Below are 12,605 nucleotides of genomic sequence, written 5' to 3'. Positions count from 1 at the left end.
ATTGCCGCGCTCTTCGGCAAAGAGCACGCCTTTCTCGATCCTGCGATCTTGCTGCAACGACGGCGCGATGCCTCGCATGTGTTACGGCCACCACAGCCCACCAGAAAAATCGCCAGGCGTTGCGCTGTCTGCCACGCGAACAGCACGCAGAAACCAGGCATCTCGCGTCGCGACGCTCTACATAGCGCGCGATGTGTAGCTCAACTCAGATGTCCTCGTGAATCCCGCACTCGCGCTTGAGGCCGAAGAAGCGGGTGTCTTCTTCGCGCATGCCCGGTTCCCAGCGGCGGGTGGTGTGGAAATCGCCGATCGAGACGTAGCCCTGTTCCCACAGCGGGTGATACGGCAGGTCGTGCGCCTGCAGGTATTGCCACACATCGCGGTCGGTCCAGTCGGCGATCGGGCTGATCTTGTAGCGGTCGCCACGCTTCTGCACGATCGGCGTCTGTGCACGTCCACCGGACTGGCTACGGCGCAGGCCGGTGAACCAGGTGCCGACATTGAGCTCGTCCAGTGCGCGCCGCATCGGCTCGACCTTGCGCAGGTTGTTGTACTGGTCGATGCCGACCATGCCCTGTTCCCACAAGCGGCCATGGCGCGCTTCCATCCAGGCGCGGCTGACCAGCGGGCGATAGACCTTGAGGTTGAGTTTGAGCCGGTCGGTCAACGCGTCGGCAAAGCGATAGGTTTCCGGAAACAGATAGCCGGTATCGATCAGGATCACCGGAATATCCGGGCGCTGCTGGGTGAGCAGATGCAGCGTCACCGCCGATTGCGCGCCGAAGCTGGACGACAGCGCGGCGTCCTGCGGGCCATGCTCTAGCGCCCAGGCCACGCGTTCGTCGGCACGCAGGGTTTCCAGCTGCGCGTTGAGCGCGTCCAGATCGTCCAACGCGGAAGAGGTGATCGATGCAGCAGGCAACGCGGTCATGCGAGCAGTTCCAGGTCGAGGTGACGGTGCGTGGGGTAGGGCGGCAGGGCGATCAGGCCACTGCGGTGCAGGAAATCGCCGAAGCCTTCGTCGCTGGCCTGGTCGCGTTCGGCGGCGTAGCGAGCCAATAGCGGGTCCAGCGCGGCCAGGATCTCTGCTTCAGTGATGTTTTCGCGATACAAGGTGTTGAGCCGTTGGCCGCGACGGTCGCCGCCCAGCATCAGGTTGTAGCGGCCGGGCGCCTTGCCCACCAGCGCGATCTCCGCCAGATATGGACGCGAGCAGCCGTTGGGGCAACCGGACAGGCGCAGCACGATGGGGGTGTCGGCCAGGCCGTGTTGTTCCAGCAACGGTTGCAAGGCCGCGCTGAAGTCGGACAGATAACGCTCGGCTTCGGCCATCGCCAGGCCGCAGGTTGGCAGTGCCACGCAGGCCATCGCGCCGCGCGCCAAGGCGGTGCCGGCATGGTTGCCCGCATCCAGCGCGTACTGCGCAACCAGCGCATCGATCTGCGCGCGCTGCTGTGCAGGGACGCCGGCGATGACCAGGTTCTGGTTGGGCGTCATCCGGAACTCGCCCACGTTCAACTGCGCAATCGCGCGCAGCCCGCTCAGATGCGCGGCGGTGTCGGTGTCGGCAATGCGGCCGGCCGGTAGCGACAGGGTCAGATGCCACAGGCCGTCTTCGCCTGCGACCCAGCCATAGCGGTCGCCGTTGTGGTCGAACGCAAACTGCCTTGCAGGCTGCAACGAAAAACCGGCACGGCGTTGGATCTCGGCCACGATGGTGTCCAGGCCATGATCGTCGATGGTGTACTTGAAGCGCGCGCGCTTACGCACTGCGCGATTGCCGAAGTCGCGCTGCGTGGTGACCACGGCGGTTGCCAGATCCAGCAACTGATCGCGGGTCACAAATCCAATGACGTTGGCCACACGCGGCCAGGTCTCCGCGTCGCCGTGGCTGGCGCCCATGCCGCCGCCGATGCTGACGTTGTAGCCGAGCAGCTCGCCGTCGCGCAGGATGGCGATGAAGCCCAGGTCGTTGGCGAACACGTCCACGTCGTTGAGCGGCGGTGCGGCGAAGCCGATCTTGAACTTGCGCGGCAGATACCGATCGCCGTAGATCGGCTCGTCTTCGCTGCCGGAACCGGACACGCGTTCTTCGTCCAGCCAGATTTCGTAGTACGCACGCGTATTCGGTAGCAGATGCTCGGACACGCGCGCGGCGTCCGCGTACAGCGTGGCATGCGCCTGCGACAACAAGGGGTTGGCCGCCACCTGCACATTGCGATTGACGTCGCCGCACGCCGCCAGCGTATCGATCAAGGTGGCGTTGATCGCCTGCATGGTCGCCTTGAGTTCGCGCTTGATCACGCCATGGAACTGGAACGCCTGGCGGGTGGTGATGCGCAGCGAATGGTTGGCGTACCGCGTGGCGATGCCATCCAGCGCCAACCACTGGCTGGGCGAAATCACCCCGCCCGGCGTGCGCGTGCGGATCATGAACTGATATGCCGGCTCGAGCTTTTGCCGACGCCGCTCATCGCGGATATCGCGATCGTCCTGCTGGTAGCTGCCGTGGTACTTGATCAGCGTCTGATCGTCCTCGCGCAGCGCCCCGGTGACCGGGTCGGCCAGGCTCTGCTGCAGCGACCCGCGCAGACGGCGGCTTTCGGATTTGATGTCTTCGACAGAGTGGCTCATGGGAATCGGAAATGGGGAATAGGGAATCGTAAAAAGCGGCTTGGTCTGCCAGGAAAAGTCAGGTGAGTGCTGTACCAATTCCCGATTCCCCACTCCCGATTCCCGGCACTAATACACATCGCGCGCATATCGCCCCTCCACCTGCAATTGAGTGAGATATGCGGCGGCGTCTTCGGCGCTGCGGGCGCCGTGGGTGGTGACGACGTCCAGCAAGGCGGCGTGCACATCCTTGCCCATGCCGATGGCGCCACAGACATAGACATGCGCGCCGCCCTGCAGCCAGGCGTAGACCTCGGCGCCGCGTTCGCGCAGGCGGTGTTGCACGTAGATTTTTTCGGCATGGTCGCGCGAGAACGCCAGGTCCAGCGCGTGCAACTCGCCGCGTTGCAAGGCCTGCTGCCACTCGGCCTGATACAGGAAATCGGTATTGAAATGCTGGGCGCCGAAGAATAGCCAGTTGCGGCCCTTGGCGCCGGTTTCGGCCCGTTCCTGCACGAAACCGCGGAACGGCGCCACGCCGGTGCCCGGGCCGATCATCAGGATGTCGCGGTCGGCGTCGGCCGGCACGCGGAAGCGGGTGTTGGGTTCGATATAGACCGGTGCGGTATCGCCTTCGCCAAGCGCGGCGAGAAAACCGCTGGCCGACCCCAGATGCGCGTGCCCGTGCGCCTGGTAGTTGAGTTCATCCACCGCCAGATGCACTTCATCGCCCACGCGCTTGCGGCTGGAGGCGATCGAGTACAGCCGCGGGGTGAGCGGGCGCAACGTGTCCAGCAGGCTGGCGTGGTCCCAATCCGCCGGCCAGCGTCGCAGCACGTCGATCACTTGATGATCGGAGAGCAACGACGCCAGGCCGGCAGTCTGGGTGGGGGTGAGCAGCGCCTGCAGCTCGTCTGCGCCTGCGCGTTCGGCATGGGCAGTGAGAAACGGCCGCGACAGCTTGGTCAGTTCGCGCCGGGTGGCCAGCCACTCGTTCAAGGCCAGCGTCTGGTCGCCGACGGTGACCGCGGCATGACCATCCAGCCGCAAGGTCTGCAGCACCGCGTCCACCAGCGCCGGCGGGTTGCGATGCACGATGCCCAGCGCATCGCCGGGCTCGTAATTCAGGCCGCTACCTTCCAGCGAAAATTCCAGATGCCGCACCCGCTTGCCGGGCTGTGCATAGACGCGAAAGCCCGGGCCCTTGAAGTCGCGCCCGCTGATGATCTGGTTGGCCAGCAGCTCGGCGCCAAACGGGTGCTGGTGCGACCACGTCGGCGCCACCGGGTTGCTGCGCAACGGTGTGACCGTGGCCGAGTGCGGGGCGCTCTTGAGCAGCTCGCGCGCATGCGTGAGCGCTTGCGCGCGCCATGGGTCGGCGATGCTGTCGATGTCCAGGTCGGCTTCGCCACGCGGCTGCACGCGGCTGGCGCCGAGCTCGGCCAGACGGTCGTCGATGCGCCGCGCAATGCCGCAGAACTCCGCATAGCTGGAATCGCCCAGGCCCAGCACCGCGTACTTGAGCTCGGGCAGCTTGGGCGCGCGGCGGCCGGTCAGGAATTCGACCAGGCCGATCGCATCGTCCGGCGGGTCGCCTTCGCCCTGGGTGCTGATTACCACGTACAACAGGCGTTCGTTAGCCAGTTCGCGGGTGGGGTAGGCATCGGCGCGCAGCAGCCGCACGCTCAGCCCGGCGGCCTCGGCATCGGCGGCCAGCTGCTCGGCTTGGCGGCGCGCATTGCCGGTCTGGCTGCCGTACAGCACGGTCAGGCGCTGGCTGTCCTGCGCGGCTGCCTGCGGTTGCCCGCCCGGCAGCACCGCCAGCGAGCGCGGCGGATGACCCTGCGCCAGCCCGGCGGTGTAGCCGGACAGCCACCACAGCGCTGCGGTATCCAGGCCGTCGACCAACCGTTCCAGCAGCGCCTTGCGCTCGTCGGGCAAGGGGCTGGGCGGTAGCGCGGAACTGGCGGCGGTCATTCGGATCCAGGGGCGGGGGATTTGGATGAACGATGTTAGGGAAGCGTTCGCGCGTTCAGAAAGGATCACCCGTTATCGCGTTATGCCGCCCGCTTATTTCAAGCAGACATCTGCCCGCCACACACTGCGCTGCCTTGGCCTACCATCGGCTGGTCTTGCCCGCCGCCGCTCCCGACACCCTGATGACCCTGCCCCCGTTGTCCCATCTCGACCGGCTCGAAGCCGAAAGCATCCACATCCTGCGCGAGGTCGCCGCCGAGTTTCGGGCCCCGGTGATGCTGTATTCGGTCGGCAAGGACAGCTCGGTACTGCTGCATCTGTTGCTCAAGGCGTTTGCGCCGTCGCCGCCGCCGATCCCGCTGCTGCACGTGGACACGCGCTGGAAATTCCGCGAGATGATCGCCTTCCGCGACCGCCGCGCGGCCGAAACCGGGGTGGATCTGCGCGTGCACATCAACCCCGATGGCATCGCGCAGGACATCGGCCCGATCACTCACGGCGCCGCGGTGCACACCGACATCATGAAGACCCAGGGCCTGAAGCAGGCGCTGGAGCAGGGCGCGTTCGATGCGGCGATCGGCGGTGCACGGCGCGACGAAGAAAAATCGCGCGCCAAGGAGCGGGTGTTTTCGTTCCGCAACGCGCGCCATCGCTGGGACCCGAAAAACCAGCGTCCGGAACTGTGGAACCTCTACAACGCCCGTACCAAACCCGGCGAGAGCGTGCGCGTGTTTCCGTTGTCCAACTGGACCGAGCTGGATATCTGGCTGTACATCTACCGCGAAAAGATCCCGGTGGTGCCGCTGTATTTCGCCGCAGCGCGCCCGGTCGTGGAGCGCGACGGTGCGTTGATCATGGTCGACGACGAGCGCCTGCCACTGCAGCCGGGCGAAACCCCGCAGCTGCGCTCGGTGCGCTTCCGCACGCTGGGTTGTTACCCGCTGACCGGCGCGATCGACTCCACCGCCGACACCCTGGAAGCGGTGATCGCCGAAATGCTGGTCAGCACCAGCTCCGAACGCCAGGGTCGCATGATCGACCACGCACCCGGCGCATCGATGGAACAGAAAAAGCTCGAGGGGTATTTCTGATGGGCAGTGAATGGGAAAATGGGAATGGAGATGCCGGGACCGGGGACCGGGGACTCGGGACCCGGGAACACCAGTGTCATGCCGACGGCGCGATCGCCTCTGGCTTTTTCGGGTCCCCGGTCCCCGGTCCCGAGTCCCGAGAGAGCGACTCCATCGACACTTACCTCCAGCAGCACGAATCCAAACCGCTGCTGCGCTTCATCACCTGCGGCAGCGTGGACGATGGCAAGAGCACCTTGATCGGACGCTTGCTTTACGACAGTAAGCGCTTGTTCGACGATCAGCTGGCGGCGCTGGAAAGCGATAGCCGGCGGCACGGCACGCAAGGCGAGGGCATCGATTACGCGTTGCTGATGGACGGGCTGGCGGCCGAGCGCGAGCAGGGCATCACCATCGATGTGGCGTACCGCTATTTCGATACCGACCAACGCAAATTCATCGTCGCCGACTGCCCCGGCCACGAGCAATACACGCGCAACATGGCCACCGGCGCATCCACCGCCGATGTGGCGGTGGTGCTGGTGGACGCGCGCAAGGGCTTGCTCGCGCAGACGCGCCGGCACAGCTACATCGTGTCGTTGCTGGGCATCCGCCATGTGGTGCTGGCGGTCAACAAGATGGATCTGGTGGACTACGACGCCGATGTCTTCAGCGCCATCGCCGAGGGCTACCGCGCGCTGGCGGCGCAGCTGGGCATTGCCGATGTGCAGTGCATCCCGTTGTCGGCGCTGGCCGGCGAGAACCTGTCCAGCGCCTCCACCCGCATGCCGTGGTACAGCGGCCCGCATCTGCTGCAGCATCTGGACAGCGTGCAGATCGAGCCGCCCGAGGCCGGCAGCGGCCTGCGCTTGCCGGTGCAGTGGGTCAACCGCCCCAACTCACAGTTCCGCGGCTATGCCGGCACCATCGCGTCCGGCCAGGTGCGCGTGGGCGATGCCGTGGTGGTGGTGCCATCGGGGCGGCGTTCGCAGGTGGCTGCGGTGCTGGATGCCAATGGCGCGGTGGCCAGCGCACGCGCAGGGCAGGCGGTGACGCTGACGCTACGCGACGAGATCGATATCAGCCGTGGCGACATCGTCGCCGCCATCGACGACCCGCCGGAAGTGGCCGACCAGTTCGCCGCGCATCTGCTGTGGATGGACGATGCCGCGCTGCTGCCCGGCCGCCCGTACTGGCTCAAGATCGGCACCCGCACGGTCACCGTGAGCGTCAGCGAGATCAAGCACAAGGTCGATGTGAATACGCAGGAGCGGCTGGCGGCCAAGCGGCTGGAACTCAACGAAGTGGGCTACTGCAATCTCGCCTTGGACGAGCCCATCGCCTTCGCGCCGTACGCCCGCAACCGTGCGCTCGGCGGCTTCATCCTGATCGACCGGCAAAGCAATGCCACCGTGGCCGCGGGCACGCTGGAGTTTGCGTTGCGCCGCGCCGGCAATGTGCATTGGCAGCATCTGGAGGTGGACCGCAGCGCCCGTGCGCGCATCAAGGGCCAGGCGCCGCGCGTGCTGTGGTTCACCGGCCTGTCGGGGGCGGGCAAATCCACTGTCGCCAACCTGGTCGACAAGCGCCTGCATGCCTTGGGCTATCACACCTTCATCCTGGATGGCGACAACGTGCGCCATGGGCTCAACCGCGATCTGGGCTTTACCGACGAAGACCGCGTGGAAAACATCCGCCGCGTGGCCGAAGTGGCGCGCCTGATGGCCGATGCCGGCCTGATCGTGCTGGTCAGTTTCATCTCGCCGTTCCGTGCCGAGCGGCAACTGGCGCGCGAGCGTTTCGATACGGGCGAGTTTGTCGAAGTGTTCGTGGATGTGCCGCTGGCGGTGGCGGAAGCGCGCGACGTGAAAGGGTTGTACCGCAAGGCGCGGGCCGGGCAGATCCCCAATTTCACCGGAATCGACTCGCCGTACGAGGCGCCCGAGACGCCGGAGATCCATCTTCACGCCGATGGTGAGAATGTAGAGGCGCTGGCGCGCCACGTGCTCGAGTTTCTGGGGCTGGAGCGCTGAGCGCAGGCATCAGGACGTGGCACCCCGTCTCCCGCGTAGTGCGCGTGGCGCCAGACCCCAGCGTGGAGTGACCGCGCGGGTTTGCGCCATCGGGCGTGCCCGGGCGGTGGTATGCAGTGTCGAGGGCCGCGCCGACCAGCGCATCATGACGACGACAGCAAGGGTCGTTGGTCATGGTGCAAAGCGCGCCCTTTCTGTCAACGCATGGCGGTGAGGTCGGTACACTTTCGCGGTACCCCGCCAGGATGTTCTGATGCTTGTTCTGCCCAGCGCGCGCAGTTGCGCCGCGCTCTTGTTGGCCGTATGGCTGTCCGGTTGTGCCCGCCAGGCCAGCGCGCCGGCCGCTGCCAAGCCTATCCCGGTGGTGGTGCAGCCGGTGGCGGTGCAGCCCTGGAACTCCACCGTGCAATCGATCGCCACCGTACGTGCGCGCGAATCGGTCGCGCTCACTGCAGCGGTCAGCGATGTGGTCGAGCAGGTCAATTTCGACAGCGGCGATGAGGTCAAGGCGGGGCAGTTGCTGCTGCGGCTGCGCGGCAATTCGCAGCAGGCCGCGTTGACCGCCGCGCAAGCCACCTTTGAGGAAACCGACCAGCTCTACCGTCGCCAGTTGAGTCTGGTTGGCCAGCAATTGGTCGCCAAGTCCACGGTCGACACCCAGCGCGCCCTGCGCGACGCGGCGCAGGCGCGGGTGCAGCAGATGCGCGCGGAAATCACCGACCGCGAAGTGCGCGCGCCGTTCTCCGGCGTGCTGGGCATCCGCCAGATCAGCCCGGGGTCGTTGATCACCTCGACCACCGTGATCGCCACGTTGGACGATGTGGCGCGCATGTACGTGGATTTTCAGGTGCCGGAATCGCAGTTCGGCCTGGTGCAGCTCGGCAATACCGTCAATGGCACCGCGGCGGCGTATCCGGGTGCGCGCTTCGACGGCATCGTTGCCGCGATCGATTCGCGCATCGACGAGACCACCCGCTCGGTGACCGTGCGGGCCGATTTCCCCAACGACGATCGGCGCCTGCGTCCGGGCATGCTGCTGGATGTGCGGCTGCTGCAGCCGGCGCGGCAGGCGCTGGTGATCCCGGAGATTGCGGTGGTGCAGGTGGGGCGCGAGTCGTACGTGTTCCGGGTCAAACCCGACAGCAGCGTGGAGCGTGCCGATGTGCGGCTGGGCGAGCGGCGCGATGGCAAGGTGGAGGTTCTGGAGGGCGTCACGGCCGGTGAGCGCATCGTGGTGGACGGCACCGGCAAGCTGCGTCCGGGCCTGAAGGTGGTCGACCAGGCCGCGCCCGCGTCGGTGCGTCCGCAGGCAGCGGCACAATGAAGCTCTCCGACCTGTCCATTACCCGCCCGGTGATGGCGGTGGTGATGAGTCTGTTGCTGATCGTGCTGGGAGTGATGTCGTTCACCCGCCTCACGCTGCGAGAACTGCCGGCGATCGACCCACCCATCGTCTCGGTGGATGTGGAATACACCGGCGCCTCGGCAGCGGTGGTGGAAAGCCGCATCACCCAGGTGCTGGAAGACGCGCTGGCCGGTATCGAGGGTATCGCCACCATCGAAGCGCGCAGTCGTAACGGTTCGTCCGACATCAGTATCGAGTTCGTGCAATCGCGCGATGTGGAAGCGGCCGCCAACGACGTGCGCGATGCGGTCAGCCGCGTCTCCGACCGCATGCCCGACCAGGCGCGCCCGCCGGAAATCTCCAAGGTCGAAGCCGACGCCGACCCCATCCTGTGGCTCAACATGAGCTCCAGCACGATGGACACGCTGCAGCTGTCCGACTACGCCGAGCGCTATGTCGTTGACCGCTTTTCCAGCCTGGATGGCGTGGCGCAGGTGCGCATCGGCGGACGCCAGCGCTATGCGATGCGCATCTGGCTGGACCGCGACCAACTGGCCGCACGCGCACTCACCGTGGCCGATGTCGAAACGGCGCTGCAGAACGAAAACGTGGAGTTGCCGGCCGGCAGCATCGAATCGGCGCAGCGCGATTTCACCTTGCGTGTGGAGCGCAGCTACCTCAAGCCGGAAGATTTCGCCAAGCTGCCGCTCAGCAAGGGCGAGGGCGGCTATGTGGTGCGCTTGGGCGACGTGGCCAAGGTGGAGTTGACCTCGGCCGAACGGCGCGCCTATTTCCAGAGCAATGGCGTGCCCAACGTGGGCCTGGGCATCGTGCGCAACTCCACCGCCAACGCGCTGGATGTGGCGCGTGAGGCGCGCGCGCAGGCCGAAGAAGTGCAGAAGTCGCTGCCGCAGGGCACCAACATCTTTGTCGCCTTCGACACCACCACCTTCATCGACGCGGCGGTGGAGCGCGTCTATCACACCCTGATCGAAGCGGTGGTGCTGGTGCTGGTGGTGATCTGGGTGTTTCTGGGTAGCGCACGTGCGGCGCTGATTCCGGCGGTCACGGTGCCGGTGTGTCTGATCGCAGCATTCATTGCGCTGTACGCGTTCGATTTCTCGATCAACCTGCTCACCTTGCTGGCGCTGGTGCTGTGTATCGGCCTGGTGGTGGACGATGCCATCGTGGTGGTGGAAAACATCCAGCGCCGCATCGATCTGGGCGAGCCGCCTTTGGTGGCCGCCAGGCGCGGCACCGGGCAGGTGGCATTCGCGGTGATCGCCACCACCGCCGTATTGGTGGCGGTGTTTCTGCCGGTGGGATTTCTGGAAGGCAATACCGGGCGCTTGTTCCGCGAGTTGGCGGTGGCGTTGGCCGCGGCGGTGGCGATCTCGGCATTCGTGGCGCTGACGCTGACGCCGATGATGTCGTCCAAGCTGCTGCGCTCGCACAGCGTGGCCAAACCCAATCGGTTCCATCATTGGTTCAACGGGCGCATGCAGGCGGTGTCCGGCGCGTACGGGCGCTCGCTGGAGCGTCACGTGCACCGCACCTGGATTTTCGCGCTGCTCATGCTGCTGGCCTTGGGCGCCAGCGCCTGGTTGATGAGCCGTATTCCGTCCGAACTGGCGCCAGCGGAAGATCGCGGCAATTTCCAGATCATGATCGACGGCCCCGAAGGCGCCGGCTTCGATTACACCGTCGGGCAGATGCATCAGGTCGAAGACATCCTGCGCCCGTACGTGGGCCCGGACAAACCCATCGTGCGCGCCAACCCGCGCGTGCCCGGCGGCTTCGGCAGCAGCGAGGAAATGCACACCGGCCGCGTCAGCGTGTTCTTGCAGGACTGGGAAAAACGCACACGCCCCACCACCGAAGTGGCCGATGAGCTGCAACAAAAGCTCAGCGTGCTCAGCGGCGTGCGTGCGCGCACGCAGGTCAGTGGCGGCCTGGTGCGCAGCCGTGGCCAACCATTCCAGTTGGTGCTCGGTGGCCCGGACTATGCCGAGATCGCGCAGTGGCGCGACCGCATCCTGCAGCGCATGGAAGCCAATCCCGGCCTGGTCGGCCCGGACTCGGATTACAAGGAAACCCGCCCGCAAATGCGCGTCAACATCGACCGCCTGCGCGCGGCCGATCTGGGCGTGCCGGTGACCGCCATCGGTGGCGCGCTGGAGGCGATGATGGGCTCGCGCCGCGTCACCACTTTCGTCGACAACGGCGAGGAATACGACGTGATGCTGCAGGCCGGGCGCGAAGGCCGCATGTCGCCGGAGGACCTTACCGCCATCCGCGTGCGCTCCAGCCGTGGCGAGCTGATTCCGCTGTCCAACCTGGTGAGCTTGAGCGAAGTGGCCGAAGCCGGCACCTTGAACCGCTTCAATCGCCTGCGCGCGATCACCATTACCGCTGGTCTGGCGCCGGGCTACCCGTTGGGCGATGCCATCGCCTGGGCGCAGCAGGCCGCGCAGGAAGAACTGCCGGAATACGCGCAGCTGGACTGGAAGGGCGAATCGCGCGAATACCAGCAATCCGGCAGCGCGGTATTGCTGACCTTCGGCATGGCCTTGCTGGTGGTGTATCTGGTGCTGGCTGCGCAGTTCGAAAGCTTCGCCCATCCGCTGGTGATCATGCTCACCGTGCCGCTGGCGGTGCTGGGTGCATTGGTCGGGCTGTGGCTCACCGGCGGCACGCTCAACCTGTTCAGTCAGATCGGCATCGTGATGCTGGTGGGCCTGGCGGCGAAGAACGGCATTTTGATTGTGGAGTTCGCCAATCAATTGCGCGACGAAGGCCGCAGCGTGCATCAGGCCATTGTGGAATCGGCCTCGGTGCGGTTGCGCCCGATCCTGATGACGTCGATCGCCACGGTGGTCGGCGCGATTCCGCTGGTAGTGGCCGGCGGGCCCGGCTCGGCCAGCCGCGCCACCATCGGTGTGGTGGTGATCTTCGGTGTGTCGCTGTCCACGTTGCTGTCGCTGTACGTGGTGCCGGCGTTCTACAGCCTGATCGCCCCGTACACCAAGTCGCCGGAAGCGGTCGCACGCGAGCTGGAAACCCTGGAGGCAACCACGCCATCGGTGGGCGGGCACGCATAAGCGCGGCCGTCAGCGCCTGCGTCTCTTTCCGCTTCATCCCATCGCATTTTGGAGAGCGCGCAACTCCAGAAGCAGGCCCTTTGTCGCAGCCGTTTGGGCAACAGGATCAATGCTGGTTGCAGTATTACTGCGCAGTTGGTGCGGCGCGCAAGTTGATCGCTCTGTATTGCCTCTGATTGCCGTAACGCGGTCCGTTCTTCTCGAACGTGGCGCAGAGCCGATCCTCTCCGCAAGGGGCCAAGTCCGCGCGTGCGACTCGCTCCCAATAATCGATCGAGGCGCGAAGCTGCACCAGCTCGTTGCGTTTCTCATCGATGATGCCAATCGAGTAAGCCACCGCACCAAGGCCCAAGACGCCCGACACCAACAGAGCGATCGATGCGATCCACATGCGCCGCGTTGCCGTTGTTTCCAGAGAGTGCTGCGCGTGGACGTAGCGCTGGGTGGCCTGCTGGACCGCCTGCTC

Annotated in this window: 7 protein-coding genes and 1 pseudogene; 4 read left to right on the top strand and 4 right to left on the bottom strand. The window is 65.9% G+C overall.

Translation table 11 applies throughout. The features are described from left to right. Positions 1-205: 205 nt before the first annotated feature. The 3 genes from XdyCFBP7245_RS15930 to XdyCFBP7245_RS15920 form a co-directional block, all read right to left on the bottom strand. A complete protein-coding gene (locus tag XdyCFBP7245_RS15930; protein WP_104616528.1) occupies positions 206-931 on the bottom strand; it encodes a phosphoadenylyl-sulfate reductase in 726 nt (241 codons plus the stop codon). Further along, complete coding sequence (cysI, locus tag XdyCFBP7245_RS15925) at positions 928-2,634, bottom strand: assimilatory sulfite reductase (NADPH) hemoprotein subunit (protein ID WP_104616527.1); 1,707 nt, start codon at positions 2,632-2,634, stop codon at positions 928-930. Before cysI ends, XdyCFBP7245_RS15930 begins: the two co-directional genes overlap by 4 nt. Positions 2,635-2,742: 108 nt before the next feature. After that, on the bottom strand, positions 2,743-4,590 hold the full coding sequence (locus XdyCFBP7245_RS15920; RefSeq protein WP_104616526.1) for an assimilatory sulfite reductase (NADPH) flavoprotein subunit: 1,848 nt from the start codon (positions 4,588-4,590) through the stop codon (positions 2,743-2,745). 182 nt (positions 4,591-4,772) lie between these two features. On the opposite strand from XdyCFBP7245_RS15920, the gene cysD reads away from it, so the two are divergent. The 4 genes from cysD to XdyCFBP7245_RS15900 all read left to right on the top strand — a co-directional run bounded on the left by cysD (position 4,773) and on the right by XdyCFBP7245_RS15900 (position 12,139). Next, positions 4,773-5,681 (top strand): sulfate adenylyltransferase subunit CysD, encoded by a 909-nt coding sequence (cysD, locus tag XdyCFBP7245_RS15915; protein WP_104616568.1) that lies wholly within the window; start codon positions 4,773-4,775, stop codon positions 5,679-5,681. Positions 5,682-5,773: 92 nt separating this feature from the next. Next, the gene (cysN, locus tag XdyCFBP7245_RS15910; RefSeq protein WP_372469588.1) at positions 5,774-7,693 is read left to right on the top strand and encodes a sulfate adenylyltransferase subunit CysN; all 1,920 of its coding nucleotides are present in this window, start codon (positions 5,774-5,776) and stop codon (positions 7,691-7,693) included. Positions 7,694-7,946: 253 nt separating this feature from the next. Continuing rightward, the gene (locus tag XdyCFBP7245_RS15905; RefSeq protein WP_104616524.1) at positions 7,947-9,017 is read left to right on the top strand and encodes an efflux RND transporter periplasmic adaptor subunit; all 1,071 of its coding nucleotides are present in this window, start codon (positions 7,947-7,949) and stop codon (positions 9,015-9,017) included. Then, complete coding sequence (locus tag XdyCFBP7245_RS15900; RefSeq protein ID WP_104616523.1) at positions 9,014-12,139, top strand: efflux RND transporter permease subunit; 3,126 nt, start codon at positions 9,014-9,016, stop codon at positions 12,137-12,139. The genes XdyCFBP7245_RS15905 and XdyCFBP7245_RS15900 overlap by 4 nt, the downstream gene beginning before the upstream one ends. Positions 12,140-12,263: 124 nt before the next feature. Here XdyCFBP7245_RS15900 and XdyCFBP7245_RS15895 read toward each other — a convergent pair. Continuing rightward, positions 12,264-12,605, bottom strand: a pseudogene (locus XdyCFBP7245_RS15895) (hypothetical protein); the annotation flags it as partial.

It is taken from the genome of Xanthomonas dyei, from assembly GCF_002939865.1.
Lineage (GTDB): Bacteria > Pseudomonadota > Gammaproteobacteria > Xanthomonadales > Xanthomonadaceae > Xanthomonas > Xanthomonas dyei.
This window is presented reverse-complemented; position numbering and strand designations above follow the sequence as displayed.